Raw genomic sequence first — 16298 nt, 5'->3', positions numbered from 1 at the left:
GTGATTTACTTTAGGTTTTTGTTTCGCGGGAAGGCTGTCTGCACATTCGCCGGAACTCCTGCTGACCACAACCACTCCTAGGACGTCTTCACCCATCAAGCGAGGCCGCCACTCGCGCACTGAGCGACCTCACCCACGCCTTCGCCTCCATGCCTGCGTCGATGTCAGGCGAGAAGCCGGAACCGAGATTGAGCAGCAGATCATCGATTTCATCCCCTGAGCACGAGTCGTCGATGAGTCGAAGGTCGCTGAGCAGCTGACGCCGGAATTCAGGATAACCACTGAGGATGGATGCGAACACTTCTTCCGCGGAACTCCATTCGTCTTCCCAGTCCTGATTGAATGCGCCGCCCATCAGCGTGGAAAACGCTGGTACGCGCGGTAAGATTTCTCGACTGTTCATGACGCTCTTTCAGGCTTGAGGGTAGGCTGATTGAACTCGGTAGCCAGATGGATAGGTCGGGTCATACTTCAGGAACACTCGAACGCTTCGGCCATCGAAGAAGCCATTTTTAGGGTTCCAACCACGCCCGATGCTCTCACCGGCGGGCCAATTGAATCCCTCGCCGTACCTCGGATTGACCACACCCTCCCGCTCTCTCACAAGCCATCGTTGAATGGCTTCGTGATTGTAATCCAACGTATTTGCGATGAGCCTGTTCACCTGAGCTTCCGTGCCGGTGAACGCACTGTTGAGCTTCGGCGGATTGCCGCGATGACTCAGCTCGTGGTCGAAAGACGGGCCATGGGCACCGGTCCGCAGGTGACGCGCCTTTGTGTGCGGCCCGTACTCGCCGTCTTTTGCTTCATAGGCACTGATTCCCCCGTGCTTTGTGAATCCGTCCGATTCGATCGCGTGTCTTATGAAGTCAGGGTGGGCGAGCTGATAAGCCTCGACCTTCTCATCCCAAATCTGCTTGAAGGCCGCATCGTCGAAGGGGTTACCGCCGACTTCGTGGTGACGCGCCCACTCGGTGAAGCTGTCATCGAACCGCTCGGCCAACGCATCGAGGTGCTCCCGGGCGACGCCTCTTGCCGACCAGGATTCCACCGCGCCTGCCAGGTCCTTCGCTCCGAGCTTGCCGAGACCGGACGCGAGTTCCTCCGCCCGACCGGCACGCCCCGCCCACGACTCCGGTCCGAGGAAGCTGGTCCCCACGGGCGATGCCGCAGCACCGGTCGCGAGCCCTGGGTTGTCCTGTGCAGCCGACCACGGACGCAGCCTCGCCCGCCTGCCCCAGCGTCTTCGCCGACTGTCCCTTCGGGTCCATGGCGGCATCGAGCCACGACATCGGGTTCACCATCAAGCTGAACGCCACGGCGCCGTCCCCGACGCCCTTCCACGCCGACCCGAGGTTGCCCCAGCTCCAGTCGCCGCTGTTGTCCCAGCCGCCGAGGTGGACCAGACCGATCACGGTCTTGAGGAAGTCGTCCTTGAATCCCTCCTCGAACTGCTCACTCCAGGACTTTCCCTTGGCGGTCCCCACCCGGGACCAGGGGAGGTCGACCCCGCGCTCGTTCAGGTCACTCTCGGTGGGAGCGATGAAGGCCTTCTTCACGGAGGCCCCTGCCGCCTTCTTGATCGCGAGCGCGCAGTCGGCCTGAGCGGCCTGGAGCAGCGCGACCTGCTCGTTGATCCGCTGGATCAACTGGTCGTTCTCGTACCGAGTGCCGACGTCCTCGTACCACGGAACGGTCTTCGACTGCGGCTTCGGTTTCTCGGCCTGGTAGCCGTTCCACGAGCCGGACACCGGGGCTTCGGGCTTCGGCGTGAAGGCCGACTCGAACCGCGGAACTCCACCCTTGACCCGTTCCACGAACGCGGCAGCCTCCACACGCAACTCGTCGAGCTTCCGCTTCGGATCCGCGGCAGACGACGCGTAGGTCTCCAGCGCCGAAGCCACCTTCCGCGCAACGGTCCCGATGGTGTGGACGTCATCGGTCACCGGGTTCATGAGGGAGAACACCTGGTCGGACTCCGGCGACTCGTACACGCCGGAGAGCTTCTGCCACTTCGACGGGAGGTCGTCCGCGACGGTCTTCATCGACTCGCCAGCGGACTTGATGATCCCCGCACCGGACGACACCGCAGTGAGGTCGAGCTCGGCGCCGGGGATGCCGTCCGGGTTGACGAGCCCGTGGTCGCCGTACGCGACTCCGCTCATCGACGCTGCTCCGCGTTCTTGATGAACAGCGAGAGGTCGTGGTTCTCGTGCGCTCGCAGACCGGCCGTTTGCGCGTTCGCCGCCATCTCCGTGTCGCCAGCACGGTAGGCCTCGACCGCATTGGTGACGCCCTGCACACCGCCGATCAACCGGTACGTGACCTGGTCGACGTCGTCCTGCGTCTTCGTCAGGAACGCTCCGAGCGCTTCGTTCACGACATCACCCGCGCCGCCGGCGACCTCGCCCACACCGCTCCGGACGGACTGCAACGCGCTCGCGGTGCCTTTCACCGACGCACTGACGTCCGACAGCACCGATTCGACCCCTGCGAGATCGATCCGCCATTCCTGTGCACTCATCGTTCTCCCCCCGTAGCCGTCCCATGGTCGCGGGTCCCGTCGTCGCGTCGCAAGTCCTCGGAATGGACGTCACCTGCTCGGGTCTGCCGCAGCGCGTGCCCGAGGGCAGCCGCACGTCGCCAGCGGTCCTGCTCACTCCCCTCGAACCAGAACACGACCCCCGGAGCTCGGCGCGGGCCGATGAGGCGCCCGCCGAACGGCCGCGCCAGCCCCAGCAGTCCGCGCTCGCGGACGGCTCGCGATCCCGAGAAGACGCCGAGCGGTGACGGCGGTCCAGCGATGTCGGTGTCGACGACACCGTCGACACGGCCTCGGCTGGTCGAGAACTGCGCCGACCGCACGTGGTGACGGTCCGTGACGGCCTGGAGGCCCGCCTCCAGTCCGTCACGCAGCATGCGCGCGTCGTGGGTCGCGCTCGGCACCGCGACCATGCACCGGAGCGTCTCGAAGACGGTCCGCGGACCGCGCTGGACCGTCAGCGTGCCGCCGACGGCGGTTCCGCCCGTGCCCGTCACCACGAAGGTGGCGTCCTGCGGGGAACGGCGTTCGGCCATCGATGTCAGCCGTCGGGGATCGAGCGCGGGCATGCCCTCCGCGAGTGCGAAGCTGATCTCGGCACCCAGCGCAGCCTCGGCGAACCGCGCCGGGATCGCCCCGAGCACGACTCCCGCGCCGGGGTCGTGGTCGATCGTGACGTCGATGTGGAGCCGCACGCCGGTCGGCCCGCGCTCCCCCGCGGACGGGTCGTCCGGGGCCCAGCGGAACCCGTGCTCGGCGAGCAGGTGCAGCGCCGCCCACGAGACGACGGCACCACGTGCTGTGTGCAGCGTCGCCCCGTCCCCGGCGTGCACCTCTGCGAGCAGTGCCGCGTCGGCACGGATCGTGACCCCCATGCGACGATCGTAGCGCTCCGCATTGACATTCCGGATACCGCGAGAACGCCCCCGGGGTCAGGGTGCCAGGATGGACCCATGAACGACCGTGCCGGCACCCCAGCGACCGCAGACGACCTCGTCGACCTCGACGCCCTCATCGCCGCCTACCACGAGCGCGTGCCCGACGTCTCGAACCCCGAGCAGAAGGTGGTGTTCGGCACCTCCGGTCACCGCGGCTCGTCGCTCGACTCAGCGTTCAACGACGCCCACATCGCCGCCATCACCCAGGCGATCGTCGAGTACCGGCAGTCCCAGGGCACCGACGGCCCGCTGTTCATCGGCCGCGACACCCACGCCCTGTCCGGCCCTGCGGAGCACACCGCGCTCGAGGTCCTCGCGGCGAACGGCGTGCACGTCCTCGCGGACAGCGACAACGGCTACGTCCCGACCCCCGCGCTGAGCCACGCGATCATCGCCTACAACCGTGCCGGCAACACCGACACCGCCGACGGCATCGTCATCACGCCGAGCCACAACCCGCCGCGTGACGGCGGCTTCAAGTACAACCCCCCGCACGGTGGACCGGCCGACAGCGACGCCACGTCGTGGATCGCCGACCGAGCGAACGCGATCATCGCGGGCGGCAACACCGAGGTCCGCCGCACCGAGCAGGCGACGCCGGACCGCTACGACTTCCTCGGCGCGTACGTCGCCGACCTCGAGAACATCATCGACATCGACGCGATCAAGCGCGCCGGGGTGAAGATCGGCGCCGATCCCCTGGGCGGGGCGTCGCTGCCGTACTGGAACCGGATCCGCGACCACTACGGGCTCGACCTGACCGTGGTGAACCCGGACGTCGACCCGACGTGGTCCTTCATGACGCTGGACTGGGACGGCAAGATCCGGATGGACCCGTCCAGCCCGAGCGCGATGGCGTCGGTGGTCGCGCGCAAGGACGAGTTCGACGTCCTGACCGGCAACGACGCCGACTCCGACCGGCACGGCATCGTCACGCCCGACGGTGGCCTGATGAACCCGAACCACTACCTCGCCGTGGCGATCGAGTACCTCTACGCGCACCGCCCCGAGTGGCGCGAGGACGCGGCGATCGGCAAGACCCTCGTGTCGTCGAGCATCATCGACGGCGTCGCCGAGTCGCTCGGCCGTCGTCTGTGGGAGGTCCCGGTCGGCTTCAAGTGGTTCGTCCCCGGGCTGATCGACGGTTCGGTCGCGTTCGGCGGCGAGGAGTCCGCGGGGGCGTCGTTCCTCCGTAAGGACGGCACCGCGTGGACGACCGACAAGGACGGCATCATCCTGGCGCTCCTGGCGTCGGAGATCATCGCTGTCACCGGCAAGACGCCGTCGCAGCTCTACACCGAGCTCACCGACCGCTTCGGTGCGCCCGTCTACCAGCGGGTGGACGCGGCGGCGAGCAAGGAGCAGAAGGCCCGACTCGCGAAGCTCGACGGTGACGCGATCACCGCGGAGACCCTCGCGGGTGACCCGATCACGGCGAAGCTGTCGAAGGCTCCAGGCAACGACGCCGCGGTCGGCGGCGTGAAGGTCGTCACCGACAAGGCGTGGTTCGCGGCCCGGCCGTCCGGCACCGAGGACGTCTACAAGATCTACGCCGAGAGCTTCGTCGGCCAGGAGCACCTCGAAGAGGTGCAGCGCGAAGCCAAGGAGATCGTGGACGCGGCGCTCGGAGCCTGACACCATCGCAGGCATGGGGTGGTTCGGACGGAAGAAGCCCGAGACCGAGGCGACGAGCCTGGTCGCGCTCGCGCAGCGTGCCCTCGCGGAACGCGGCCTCGAGACGACGGTCGAACCACCCGCCGGTGACCTCGAGCACGCACGTCTCGTCGGGACCGACGGGCGCGTGTTCCTGCTCGAGAACCTCGCGTCGCAGGTGCAGGGTGAGCCGCCCGCGACCCAGGCGGACATCGTCGCCGAGCACTTCGACCGCATGATCCAGGCGTACAGCGAGCCGCCGGTCGAGGAGCTCGGCCCCGACGAACTGCGCGACCGGATCCGCCTTCGGGTGCTCGCCGAGGACAGCGGCGTGCCGTCCGACCCGACGGACCTGTCGTACGCCAGGCCGTTCGCGCCGGGTCTCGTCCTCGGGCTCTGCGTCGACTACCCGACGATGGTGAGCACGATCTCCACCCCGACCCTGTCGGCCCTGCCCCTCGGCGTCGACGAGCTCTTCGCGATCGGGCAGCTCAACACCGACGACGAGCCGGTCGACGAGCACACCGAGCTCGCCCCGGGCGTCTTCGTGGTCGAGGGCGAGTCGCTCTTCGTGGCGTCCAAGGCCGTGAACCTGCCGGCCGTGTTCGGCGCGGCCCCGTACGGCACCGTGTTCGCCGTGCCGCACCGCCACCTGCTGCTCGCCGTACCGATCCGCGACGCGGACAGCATCCGAGCGGTGCAGACCCTGGCGGGCATGCTCGTGCAGGTCCTCACCGACACGGGCCGCGGCCTGCCCGGCGGCGTGCTCAGTCCGCTGCTCTTCTTCTCGCGGAACGGGCGGGTCAGCGCCGCGTCCGGCTTCGACGAGGAGACCGGTGCGATGCGCATCGAGGTCGACGAACGGTTCCAGCAGGCGCTCGAGCAGGCTGCCGCGGCCTGACCGAGGGCGGCCTGGAGGCGCGGATCGCCTCAGTCGGTCAGCACGCGCTGGTACCGCAACCAGTTCTCGCAGAGACGCGTCCACTGGGAGGTGTGCGGTTCACGGACCGCGGTCCCCAGCCCGTGGCGTCCGTGCGGGAAGACGTGCACCTCGACGTCCACCTCGTTCCGGACGAGCGCGTCCGCGTACGACAGTGCGTTCGTCGCGCGGACGATCCGGTCGTCGGCGGTCGTCCACACGAAGGTCGGCGGGGTCCGTCGGTCGACCCGGGTCTCCATCGACAGTTCCCGGCGTTCGCGCCACGACGATCCCTCGCCGAGGAGCCCCACCAGCGGACGCGGGCGGGTCGGGGTCTCCATGCTGATCACCGGGTAGCTGAGGACGCAGAACGCGGGGCGGTCGAGTGTCGGGTCGTCGATGCCGTTCGCCAGGCACGCGGCCAGGTGTCCGCCGGCGCTCGACCCGACGACCCCGATCCGTTCGGTGTCGACGGACAGCCCGGAGCCGGGGGCGCCGTCGCGCAGCCAGGCGAACACGCGCCGGGTCGCGTCGATCGGTTCCGGGTGGAGCGGCCCGCGGCGGTCGGGCGTCCGGAGCGGGTAGCGGAACAGGAACGCGTGCACGCCGATGCCCGCGAACCAGTCCGCCATCGGTTCCGAGCTCGCCCGGCCGTGCTCCTCGTAGCCGCCGCCCGGCAGGACGATCACGGCCGGCCGGGAACCGGCCACCGCGCTCGGGCGTACCGTGACGGCGTCGGGCGTGCTCATGACGGCGACCCTACTGTTCCGGAGCGGGTGCTGCCGATCCACTCAGGAACCCTCCCCGACGTGACCAACCACTTGCGGCAGATGTAACTTTGCAGCCAGCGCAAAGTTTTCGGGAGACCCTGTCATGACCCAGACCGCGACCGCACCCGCGGCACCGACCACGTCGTCCAGCGCCGTGATGAACCACCGGCAGATCCTGCTGGTGATCTACGGCCTGATGGCCGGCATGTTCCTCGGCGCCCTCGACCAGACCATCGTCGGCACCGCGATCCGCACGATCGGTGACGACCTGCACGGCCTCGACCAACAGGCCTGGGTCACCACCGGGTACCTCATCGCGTCGACGATCACCACGCCGATCTACGGCAAGCTGTCCGACATCTTCGGCCGGCGCCCGCTGTTCATCACGGCGATCGGCATCTTCATCGTCGGCTCGTTCGCCGCGTCGTTCTCCACCTCGATGCTCATGCTCGCCGGCTTCCGTGCGCTGCAGGGCCTCGGCGCCGGCGGCCTGATGTCGCTCCCCCTCGCGATCATGGGCGACATGCTCGCCCCGCGGGAGCGTGCGAAGTACCAGGGCTACTTCCTGGCGGTGTTCGGCATCTCGAGCGTCATCGGCCCGCTCGTCGGCGGTGTCTTCGCCGGCGCGAACGAGCTCCTCTTCATCTCCGGCTGGCGCTGGGTCTTCCTGATCAACGTCCCGATCGGTGTCATCGCGCTCTTCATGGTGCTGACGTTCCTGCACCTGCCGAAGTTCGGCGACCGCGGCAAGCCCCGCATCGACTGGTGGGGCGCGAGCCTCGTCATCGTCACCCTCGTCCCGCTGCTCCTCATCGCCGAGCAGGGCCGCGAATGGGGCTGGAGCTCGGCGGGCGCCTTCGCCTGCTACGGCATCGGCGCTGCCGGACTGATCGCCTTCATCTTCGTCGAACGCGCGATGAAGGACGACGCGATCCTGCCGCTCAAGCTCTTCGGTTCGCGGGTGTTCTCGATGTCCGCGGTGCTGTCGGTGCTCGTCGGCTTCGGCATGTTCGGCGCGATGCTGACGATCCCGCTGTACCTGCAGATCGTGAAGGGCGTCACCCCGACGGAGTCCGGGTTCGCGATGCTCCCGATGGTGCTCGGCCTGATGATCTCCTCGATCGCCTCGGGTCAGATCATCTCGCGCACCGGCAACTACCAGGTGTTCCCGATCACGGGCACCGCGTTCACGGCCATCGGCTTCACGGTGCTGACCTTCCTCACCGCGGACCGCCCGCTCTGGTTCCTCATGCTCGGCATGTTCGGGATCGGCCTCGGGCTCGGGCAGCTCATGCAGACCCTGACCCTGGCGGCGCAGAACTCCGTCAGCCCCCGGGACATCGGGGTCGCGACCAGTGCGGCCACGTTCTTCCGCCAGATCGGCGGCACCATGGGTACCGCCGTGCTGCTGTCCGTGCTGTTCACGCTCATGCCGACGAACATCACGACGGCGATGCAGAACGAGAGCGATCTCAAGCCCGCCCTCAACGCGGCCCTCACCCCCTCGGTGGCGAACGCCTCCGAGAACAAGGGCGTGATGGACCAGATCTGGGGCAAGATCGTCGACCCGGTGAAGCAGAACGTGCAGGACGGCCTGAACAAGGGTGCGGTCCAGGCGAAGCAGGCCGCGGACGACGCGGTCACCCAGCAGGTCACGGCTGGCGTGCAGGCGCAGGTCGCCGCCGGCAAGGTCCCGGCGGCATCGGCCGACGACGTCATCGCGCAGCAGGTCGCCGCGGCCAAGCCCGCAGCCGAACAGCAGGCGCTCGAGACCGCCGCGTCCAAGGCGAACGCCGAGGTCGTCGACGGCACGCTCCAGGTCGACTACTCGAACGCCGACCAGCGCCAGAACGTCGTCGACGAGGTCGCGCCGACGCTGGTGAAGCAGCTGAAGAGCGGCGACTCGAAGGCCAGTTCGTCGACGAGTGCCGCCACGAGCGACACCTCGTTCCTCAACGGGGCCGACAAGCGCCTGACCCGGCCGTTCCTCGTCGGCTTCAGCGACTCCGCCGTCGTCGTGTACTACGTCGGACTCGCGGTGATCCTGCTCGCGTTCGTCCTGACCTGGTTCTTCCGGGTGCCGCCGCTCCGCAAGGTCTCGGCCCTGCAGGAGCAGGCGAACGCCGCCAAGGACGACGCCGACCGGCTCAGCGTCGACGCCCAGGGTGCCGCCGCCGGGACGGGCTCGCTCGTCTCGCCGGACACCGGGTCGATGGCGGTCGTGCCGACGTCCCCGGACGTCTCGCCCCGACCGCGGTCCGCCGACGACACCCGGGCGCCGCTGCCGAACGCGACCACGCACGGTGCGCACTCGGCCGCTGCCCCGGTCGACGAACCCCCGGCGACCACCGGTGCGATCCGGACGCGCGCGGCGCACGCCGCGGCGACCAGCGACGCGACCGCGGCCGACGAGACAGACCCGAGCCGCGCCTCCCGGCCGGACGAACACGCGCACGGCCGTCACTCGGCCGAGTAGCCGACCACCTCGGCACCCGACCGCCCGTCGCCCCGCTCAGCCAGCGGAGGCGGCGGGCGGTTCCACGATCTCGAAGGACGCCGACGGCAGCCGACGACGCATCACGTCGATCGCGACGGGGTTGTCGTCCACCAGCACGAACCGGCGGCCGAGCGCCTGGGCGACCGCCCCGGTGGTCCCGCTGCCGGCGAAGAAGTCGAGGACCCAGTCGCCCTCGCGCGAGGACGCCTGCACGACCCGGCGGAGCACCCCCTCCGGCTTCTGCGTGGGGTAGCCCGTCTTCTCCCTGCCCGTCGGCGACACGATCGTGTGCCACCACACGTCGGTCGGGAGCTTGCCGCGCTCCCGCTTCTCGGGTGTGACGAGACCCGGGGCCATGTAGGGCTCACGGTCCACGGCCTCGGAGTCGAACCAGTACCGCGAGGGGTCCTTCACGTAGACGAGGATCGTGTCGTGCTTGGTCGGCCACCGGGACCGTGACTTCGCGCCGAAGTCGTACGCCCAGACGATCTCGTTGAGGAACGCGTCACGCCCGAACAGCGCGTCGAGCAGGACCTTGGCGTAGTGCGACTCGCGGTAGTCGAGGTGCAGGTAGAGGGTGCCGTCGTCGGCGAGGAGTCGCCACGCCTCGAGCAGTCGGGGCTCGAGGAACGACCAGTAGTCGTCGAACCGGTCGTCGAACCGCATCAGGTCGCCGCGGATGCGCTCGTAGGTGCGGCCGCGAAAGCCGGAGACGCGGGTCTCGGGGCGAGCGCGCGGGACCAGGGCCGGGGTCGGGCCCGTCGGGGCCGGGCCGGTGACGTCGGTGCCGGCGTCCGCTGCGACCGCCGTGCTCGCGTGCCGACGCTGGTAGCGGCCGGTGTTGAACGGCGGGTCGAGGTAGACGAGCGTGAACGAGCCGTCGGCGAGGGTCGGGAGCACGTCGAGGTTGTCCCCCTGGACGACCCGGTCCGGGCCGCGATCGTCTCCGCTGTGCACGCGACCATTCTGCTGCACGGGCGAGCCGGGAGCCGTGACGCCTCAGCCGCAGGTCACCGACTCGAGCCGGGCGTCGTCGTCGGACGACCACGTCCCCGCCGCCCAGACGTCGACGGGCTGCCCGGCACGGAGCCGCGTCGTGACGACCAACTCGTGCGGCCCCGGCAGCGATGCCACCTCCTCGTCGACCGCGAACTGCACGGTCGCCGACGCACAGTCGGTCTCGGACGTGAGCTCCCAGCCCGAGCACCCGTAGTCCACGCAACCGTCCGGCCAGGAGCCGTCCGCGTCCTGCTCGTCCGAGTCGAGCAGGGTCTTCGTCGTCCCGACCGGGCTCTTCGGGGTGGTGTCGCAGGTGACGTCCTCGATCCCGCTGTAGTCCTCGGTGCCCTGCTCGGTGAGGACCAGCGGGTACCTGGAGTCGAGCTGCACCGTGCGGGTGTCGGTCCGGACGTCACCGCCCCCGACGGTGTCCGAGAAGCCCATCCTGATCGTCGCGGGGCCGTCGCACTCGCTGTCGACCTCCCACGCCCAGCAGCCGTCGGTGAAGTCGATCGCGCCGCAGCTCGCCTGCCAACCGTCGTCGTCGCCGATGAACGTCGCGGTGGTCGCGCCGTCGTCGGACGTCCAGGTGGACGAGTCGTCAGCACCGGAGCCGTCCTCGGGAGCTGCGCTCGGCCCGGCGGGGTCGCTGCCAGGGTCGCTGCCCGGGTCGCTGCCGTCGTCGCCCTGGAGCCCGTGCGCCAGCGTCTGTCCGGCGGCGTGGGCCTGCACGGTCTGCACGACCGGAGCACCGACCGCGGTCGCACCGACCACCAGCAGGAACGCGGCCGCGCCCGCGGTGACACCGAACGCCAGCCGGGCGCTCCGCCGGAACGATGCGGGAACCGCGGACGGCGACGACGAGCGTCCGGCGGGTGCCGCCGGGGGCAGCGAGGGGGTCGTCTCGAGCGGCCTCGCCACCGGCAGTCCCCACGCCGCAGCGTCCCACGCGGCGAGCGCCTCGGTGGCGCCGAGGTCCGGGCGTGCGGCCCCGGCTCGGACCGGGAGCTCGGTGCGCCGCCACACGGCTGCGTCGTCACGGATCGAGACCGCGGTCCGCGCGGCGAGGTCACCGTGTCGCGATGCCGTCACGACGACGACCGCGAGGCCGGCGACGAGCGGTGCGAGGCCGAGCACCGCCGGGCCGCCGAGCGCGGCGACCACCAGCACGGCGACGAACGACACGAGCGCGACCGCCAGCCCGATGCGCTGCGTGAGTCGGAGCCTCCGGGCGCCGGCGGGCAGGTAGGTGCGGAAGACGCCGGGCACCGTCCGCCAGAACACCCACTCCGCGGGTGCCGGCGGGACCTCCGGGGCGGGCGACCAGCCCACGGCCGGCTCGGCGGCCTGGTGGAGCTGCACCCACTCGTCGGACGGCGTCGGCCATCCGGGCGGGGTCCGGAAGCGGAACGGCGTGGTCGTCTCGTGGCGCACGGTGCGACCCTAGCCCGGCGCACAGCGGTCACACAGGCCCTTCTTCGGGAGGTCCGGCGTAGCGTCGTCGCCATGGCATCACCCGAGGTCCGCAACGACACCGACAAGCACCAGTACTCCCTCGTCGAGGACGGCGAGGTGATCGGGTTCGCGGCGTACGAGGTCGACGGCGACGAGATCCGGTTCGTGCACACCGAGGTCGATCCGTCGCACCGCGGTGGTGGCCACGCATCGATCCTCGTCGAGCACGCGCTCGACGACGTGCGGTCCGGGTCACTCCGCGTCGTGCCGCAGTGCAGCTACGTGAAGGCCTGGATCGAGCGGCACCCGGACTACCAGGAGCTCACGACGCGCTGACCGCGCTCCCCGCGACGTGCGGTCGGGACACGGCGTCAGTAGCTGCGGTCGTGCGTCCCGGCGCGCGCTTCGTGCCGGCCGGCGCCGCGGACCGCGGGCACCTTGATGAGGACGGTGCCGCTCAGCAGGTCGTGGTCGTCGTCGGCCGGCGTCGGTGCCTCCCTCGGGAGGCGCGACTGCCGTTCGTACGCCGCTTGCGTCTCGTGACGGGTGGGCGCGAACACCTCGTCCATCATCGAGATCACGCCGCCGGATCCGCCGCTGCGTGTGGCCTTGTTCGACAGGTCGATCCACCCCACACGATCGGCGATCCACATCACGACGGCCGCGGCGGCCACCGCCCCCAGGAGGATCAACCAGTTCACGCTGTCGAGGCTACGTGGGCTCCGCGGGCCGGACATCAGCCGCGCGGAGGATTCTCGTGATCCGCACACGTCGTTCACCAGGAGGACGCCCACACTGGGTGTGCGGCCGCTCGGGACCCCCTCCCCGGGCGGCCGACCACGTTCTTGCCCTGTCGCGTCGGTCGCCGGCGTGCCAGGACGACGCTGACCGCGACCTCATGCGGGCCTTCGCTCGCTACATCGAGAAGGCGAACGAACTCGCCGCCGCCGAGCAGCAGGCGGTGCTCACCCCGATCGGCGAACGCATCCGCGACCACATCGGGGTCGACCCGCAGACGGTGCCCGTGGTCACCGAGGACTTCCCGGACCACCGGCTCGTCGACGCCGACATCGCCCTCGACGAACTGTCCGGCGGCGTTCCCGACGCCCTCGTCGGCATCGCCGGTGACGACAGCCGCTTCCACAGCTCGGTGAGCGAGCTGATCGCGAACCCGCACTCCCGCTGGGCGCCGGGTCCGGTGAGCTACGCGACCCGGGCGACGAGTGCTGACACGTCCCGGCGGGTCGTGTCGTTCGGCCTGCGACTCCTCCGGTTCGACGGCGCTCCGGTCGCCGTCGTCCAGCGATCCGCCAAGCCCGAGTACGGCCGGGCGCAGGCGTCGCTCGAGATCCTCTCCCCCGACCAGGAGGCCTCGTCGGCGTTCCTGCTCCGCCTGCGGGCGCTGATGATCGAGCGGAGCGTGCTGCGCGGTCAGGTGCTGTCGTTCGTCCAGTCCGAGTACGGGTCGGACGCCGGCGCCACGTTCCTCCGACGACCGGACGTCGACGCGGACGCGGTGGTGCTCCCCGACGGTGTGCTCGACGAGGTGGTCGACCACGTGGTCGGGATCGGTGAGCAGCGGGAGGCGCTCCTCGCAGCCGGGCAGCACCTCAAGCGTGGTGTCCTGCTGTACGGGCCACCCGGCACCGGCAAGACCCTCACCATCCGGCACCTGCTCGCGCGGACGCCCGGGGTCACGGCGATCCTGCTCACCGGGTCGAGCATCTCCGCGATCGGCGCCGCAGCCGAGATCGCCCGGACGTTCCAGCCGTCGATCGTCGTCCTCGAGGACATCGACCTCGTCGCCATGGAGCGGCACAGCTCCCCACAGCCGCTGCTGTTCGAGGTGCTCGACGCCCTCGACGGGCTCGACGGGGACGCGGACGTCGCGTTCGTGATGACCACGAACCGGGTGTCCGTCCTCGAGCGTGCCCTCGCGGACCGTCCCGGCCGTGTCGACCTCGCCGTCGAGATCCCGCTGCCCGACCTGCCCGAGCGGGTGCGGCTGTTCCGGCGGTACGCGTCGGCGTTGCCGTTCTCCGAGGACGCCCTCGCCGAGGCGGCCGAGCGTGCGGAGGGCACGACGGGCTCGTTCGCGAAGGAGCTGATGCGGCGGAGCGTCCTCGGCGCGGCCCTGCGTCGTGCGGACCCGCACGACGTCGACCTGCGGGCGGCGCTCGACTCGCTCCTCACCGAGCGTTCGGCGCTGACGCGGAAGCTGCTCGGCACCCGGAACCCCGCGGACCCCGACGAGGAGGGCGACGACGGCTTCGAGGACGAGGACGAGGTCACGTACTCGGGCTCGTACGTCGCGCTCGGTCCGATCCGGTCGGGCCCGGGATGGTCCGTCGGGACCGCGATGCAGCACGTCGACGCGCCGGACGCAGACGACGCCACCGAGGACGACGGCCACTGACGATGAGCCGCTGACGACAGCAGCCCGCCCGCGGCTGCGGCTCAGGGCACCCGCTCGAGCCACTCCTGCGTCTGGAACTTCGTGCGCACGAGCTCCTGCGCGCGCGCCCGCTCGGCCTCGGTCACGTGCCCCTCGTGCGCCCCGTACATGCGCGTGAACGTCGCGATGAGCCGGTCGATGATCTCGGCCCGGCTCAGCCCGGTCTGTGACCGCAGTGGGTCGACGCGCTTCGCAGCACTGGTCGTCCCCTTGTCGCTCATCTTCTCGCGGCCGATGCGCAGCACCTGCACCATCTTCTCGCCGTCCATGTCGTAGCTCATGGTGGCGTGGTGGAGGAGCGCCCCGGTGCCGAGTCGCTTCTGGGCGGCGCCGCCGATCTTCCCCTTCGTCGAGGAGATGTCGTTGAGCGGCTGGTAGTACGCCTCGATGCCGAGGGACTTCAGCGCCTCGATCACCCATTCGTCGAGGTACGCGTAGGAGTCGGCGAAGGTCATGCCCTGCACGAGGTCGGTGGGGACGTAGAGCGAGTACGAGATGACCGCTCCGGCGTCCATGAACATCGCACCGCCGCCGGAGATGCGCCGGACGACCTCGACGCCGTACTTCGCCGCACCCTCGGGGTCGACCTCGTTCTTCAGTGACTGGAACGACCCGATGACGACGGCCGGCTGGTCCCATTCCCAGATGCGGAGGGTCGGACCGCGGCGTCCGGCGCCCACCTCCTCGGTGAGGACCTGGTCGAGCGCGAGGTGCTCGTTCGGGCTGATCGGTCCCTCGTGGACGATCTCCCAGTCGTACTCGCGCCACGTGGAGGCGCGGGACAGGGCGCGGCGGACCACGACCCCGACGGACTCGGGGGTGAAGCCGAGCAGGACGGCGTCCTCGGGCAGGGCGGTGCGGACCGCCGAAGCGATGCCCGCGGCGTCGGTGGTGGACGGCAGACCGTTCACGGCCTGGTCGATGAGCGGGAGCGCGTCGTCCGGTTCGAGGAAGAAGTCCCCGGCCAGGCGGAACCCCTGGATCACACCGTCGACGACCTCGAGGTCGACGACGACCAGCTTCCCTCCGGGGACCTTGTACTCACCGTGCATGTCGCAACCCTATTCCGGTCCGGTGACGGTCCGGCGGTGGGCCGGGACGACGGCGGCCTGGAGGCGCGTGGCCGTGTCCGCCACGCGCCTCCAGGCCGTCCCTCGGTCGCGTCAGCGCGACGTGACCCGACCGAGCCACGCGACCAGGTCGGCGACGACCTCGTCGCGGTTGGTCTCGTTGTAGACCTCGTGCCGGGCGCCCTCGTAGACCTCGACCTGCACGTCGGAGAGCCGGCCACGACGGCGGTAGGCCTGCGCGAGCCGTTCGATCGAGCGCGGGCCGCCGAGCGGGTCCTCGGAGCCGACCTGCAGCAGCATCGGCAGGTCGTGCGGGATGCCCCGCCGCGGCACGCCGAGCAGCCGCAGCGTGTCGGCGAGCCCGAACAGCCCGATGACGTCCGCCTCGACCGCGAGCGGGTCGACCGACATCGCGTCGATGATCGCCCGGTCACGGGTCAGCCACTCGAACTTCGTCGGACCGGACCCGGCGTGCCGGGCGTTGAGGTCGCCGCTGTTCATCCACCCGGGCAGCCGGTACGCGCTGGCGGAGAGGACGACACCGTCGTAGGCCTCCGACGAGGTGTTCACGATCCGCTGCGCCATCAGCGAGCCCCACGAGTGCCCGAGGAGCACGAGCGGGACGCCCGGGGTGTCCTCCTTGGCGACCGCGGTCATCTGCTCGACGGCGGCGATGGCGGCGCGGAGCCCACCGGGGCCGAGCCGTCCGAGCTTGGTGTGGTCGCCATCCCACTGCGCGAGACCGGTGCGTCCGTGCCCGCGGTGGTCGTTGACGTGCACGGTGTAGCCGGCGCGGACGAGGTCCTGCGCGAGCGGCTCGTACCGGAGCCCGTGTTCCCCGACGCCGTGCGCGATCTGCACGATGCCCTTCGGCCGCGCCGCCCGCCAGGTCGAGTAGACGATCTCGACGCCGTGCGCGTCGGTGAACGAGGCGTCGCCTCGTGCTGCGGAGAAGGTGGGCACGTGCCGATCCTCCCAGATCAGGAGGCGGTCCAGCCTG

At 70.2% G+C, this 16298-nt stretch carries 16 protein-coding genes; 5 read left to right on the top strand and 11 right to left on the bottom strand.

Annotation, left to right across the window (positions count from 1 at the left end):
• Positions 1-88: 88 nt before the first annotated feature.
• The 5 genes from BLT36_RS06360 to BLT36_RS06345 are packed head-to-tail and all read right to left on the bottom strand — an operon-like array spanning position 89 to position 3417.
• On the bottom strand, positions 89-403 hold the full coding sequence (locus tag BLT36_RS06360; RefSeq protein WP_139166393.1) for a contact-dependent growth inhibition system immunity protein: 315 nt from the start codon (positions 401-403) through the stop codon (positions 89-91).
• Positions 404-412: 9 nt separating this feature from the next.
• Positions 413-1003 carry an RNase A-like domain-containing protein gene (locus BLT36_RS18325; protein WP_139166392.1) on the bottom strand — a complete coding sequence of 197 codons (591 nt, stop codon included), beginning with the start codon at positions 1001-1003 and terminating at the stop codon, positions 413-415.
• A complete protein-coding gene (locus tag BLT36_RS06355; protein WP_092093021.1) occupies positions 984-2165 on the bottom strand; it encodes a hypothetical protein in 1182 nt (393 codons plus the stop codon). The genes BLT36_RS18325 and BLT36_RS06355 overlap by 20 nt, the downstream gene beginning before the upstream one ends.
• Positions 2162-2524, bottom strand: a complete 363-nt coding sequence (locus tag BLT36_RS06350) for a DUF6507 family protein (protein WP_139166391.1) — start codon at positions 2522-2524, stop codon at positions 2162-2164. The genes BLT36_RS06355 and BLT36_RS06350 overlap by 4 nt, the downstream gene beginning before the upstream one ends.
• Positions 2521-3417 (bottom strand): DUF6177 family protein, encoded by an 897-nt coding sequence (locus tag BLT36_RS06345; protein ID WP_092093017.1) that lies wholly within the window; start codon positions 3415-3417, stop codon positions 2521-2523. Before BLT36_RS06345 ends, BLT36_RS06350 begins: the two co-directional genes overlap by 4 nt.
• A 78-nt stretch (positions 3418-3495) precedes the next feature.
• On the opposite strand from BLT36_RS06345, the gene pgm reads away from it, so the two are divergent.
• Entirely contained in the window at positions 3496-5115 is a 1620-nt protein-coding gene (gene pgm / locus BLT36_RS06340; protein ID WP_092093015.1) for a phosphoglucomutase (alpha-D-glucose-1,6-bisphosphate-dependent), read from the top strand.
• 13 nt (positions 5116-5128) lie between these two features.
• Entirely contained in the window at positions 5129-6034 is a 906-nt protein-coding gene (locus BLT36_RS06335; RefSeq protein ID WP_092093012.1) for a hypothetical protein, read from the top strand.
• Between the two features lie 29 nt (positions 6035-6063).
• Here BLT36_RS06335 and BLT36_RS06330 read toward each other — a convergent pair whose 3' ends face one another.
• On the bottom strand, positions 6064-6801 hold the full coding sequence (locus BLT36_RS06330) for an alpha/beta hydrolase (RefSeq protein WP_092093010.1): 738 nt from the start codon (positions 6799-6801) through the stop codon (positions 6064-6066).
• Positions 6802-6925: 124 nt separating this feature from the next.
• On the opposite strand from BLT36_RS06330, the gene BLT36_RS06325 reads away from it, so the two are divergent.
• Positions 6926-9298, top strand: coding sequence for an MDR family MFS transporter (locus BLT36_RS06325; protein ID WP_092093007.1), 2373 nt, complete (start codon positions 6926-6928; stop codon positions 9296-9298).
• Positions 9299-9334: 36 nt separating this feature from the next.
• Here the strand turns inward: BLT36_RS06325 and BLT36_RS06320 are convergent, their stop codons facing one another.
• Both BLT36_RS06320 and BLT36_RS06315 read right to left on the bottom strand, forming a co-directional pair.
• On the bottom strand, positions 9335-10276 hold the full coding sequence (locus BLT36_RS06320) for a DNA-methyltransferase (protein WP_254787371.1): 942 nt from the start codon (positions 10274-10276) through the stop codon (positions 9335-9337).
• A 42-nt stretch (positions 10277-10318) separates the two neighbouring features.
• Entirely contained in the window at positions 10319-11752 is a 1434-nt protein-coding gene (locus tag BLT36_RS06315; RefSeq protein ID WP_092093002.1) for a hypothetical protein, read from the bottom strand.
• 72 nt (positions 11753-11824) lie between these two features.
• Between BLT36_RS06315 and BLT36_RS06310 the strand changes: the two genes are divergently transcribed.
• Entirely contained in the window at positions 11825-12109 is a 285-nt protein-coding gene (locus BLT36_RS06310) for a GNAT family N-acetyltransferase (RefSeq protein WP_092092999.1), read from the top strand.
• Between the two features lie 35 nt (positions 12110-12144).
• Here the strand turns inward: BLT36_RS06310 and BLT36_RS06305 are convergent, their stop codons facing one another.
• Positions 12145-12474, bottom strand: coding sequence for a hypothetical protein (locus BLT36_RS06305; protein WP_092092996.1), 330 nt, complete (start codon positions 12472-12474; stop codon positions 12145-12147).
• Positions 12475-12671: 197 nt separating this feature from the next.
• Between BLT36_RS06305 and BLT36_RS06300 the strand changes: the two genes are divergently transcribed.
• Complete coding sequence (locus BLT36_RS06300; RefSeq protein WP_092092994.1) at positions 12672-14189, top strand: AAA family ATPase; 1518 nt, start codon at positions 12672-12674, stop codon at positions 14187-14189.
• A 41-nt stretch (positions 14190-14230) separates the two neighbouring features.
• Here BLT36_RS06300 and BLT36_RS06295 read toward each other — a convergent pair whose 3' ends face one another.
• Together BLT36_RS06295 and BLT36_RS06290 are read right to left on the bottom strand one after the other, a co-directional pair.
• Positions 14231-15280, bottom strand: coding sequence for a lipoate-protein ligase LplAB (locus BLT36_RS06295; RefSeq protein WP_092092990.1), 1050 nt, complete (start codon positions 15278-15280; stop codon positions 14231-14233).
• Positions 15281-15391: 111 nt separating this feature from the next.
• Positions 15392-16261 carry an alpha/beta hydrolase gene (locus BLT36_RS06290; RefSeq protein WP_092094391.1) on the bottom strand — a complete coding sequence of 290 codons (870 nt, stop codon included), beginning with the start codon at positions 16259-16261 and terminating at the stop codon, positions 15392-15394.
• Positions 16262-16298: the final 37 nt, after the last annotated feature.

Origin of the sequence: Curtobacterium sp. UNCCL20, from assembly GCF_900101675.1 — a bacterium.
Taxonomy (GTDB): Bacteria; Actinomycetota; Actinomycetes; order Actinomycetales; family Microbacteriaceae; genus Curtobacterium.
This window is presented reverse-complemented; position numbering and strand designations above follow the sequence as displayed.

Bases quoted from the DNA above. Each gene is read 5' to 3' on its own strand.
- BLT36_RS06355 (WP_092093021.1), bottom strand. From the start codon at position 2,165: ATGAGCGGAGTCGCGTACGGCGACCACGGGCTCGTCAACCCGGACGGC.
- BLT36_RS06350 (WP_139166391.1), bottom strand. From the start codon at position 2,524: ATGAGTGCACAGGAATGGCGGATCGATCTCGCAGGGGTCGAATCGGTG.
- BLT36_RS06345 (WP_092093017.1), bottom strand. From the start codon at position 3,417: ATGGGGGTCACGATCCGTGCCGACGCGGCACTGCTCGCAGAGGTGCAC.
- BLT36_RS06310 (WP_092092999.1), top strand. From the start codon at position 11,825: ATGGCATCACCCGAGGTCCGCAACGACACCGACAAGCACCAGTACTCC.
- pgm (WP_092093015.1), top strand. From the start codon at position 3,496: ATGAACGACCGTGCCGGCACCCCAGCGACCGCAGACGACCTCGTCGAC.
- BLT36_RS06325 (WP_092093007.1), top strand. From the start codon at position 6,926: ATGACCCAGACCGCGACCGCACCCGCGGCACCGACCACGTCGTCCAGC.
- BLT36_RS06330 (WP_092093010.1), bottom strand. From the start codon at position 6,801: ATGAGCACGCCCGACGCCGTCACGGTACGCCCGAGCGCGGTGGCCGGT.
- BLT36_RS06295 (WP_092092990.1), bottom strand. From the start codon at position 15,280: ATGCACGGTGAGTACAAGGTCCCCGGAGGGAAGCTGGTCGTCGTCGAC.
- BLT36_RS06300 (WP_092092994.1), top strand. From the start codon at position 12,672: ATGCGGGCCTTCGCTCGCTACATCGAGAAGGCGAACGAACTCGCCGCC.
- BLT36_RS06335 (WP_092093012.1), top strand. From the start codon at position 5,129: ATGGGGTGGTTCGGACGGAAGAAGCCCGAGACCGAGGCGACGAGCCTG.
- BLT36_RS06360 (WP_139166393.1), bottom strand. From the start codon at position 403: ATGAACAGTCGAGAAATCTTACCGCGCGTACCAGCGTTTTCCACGCTG.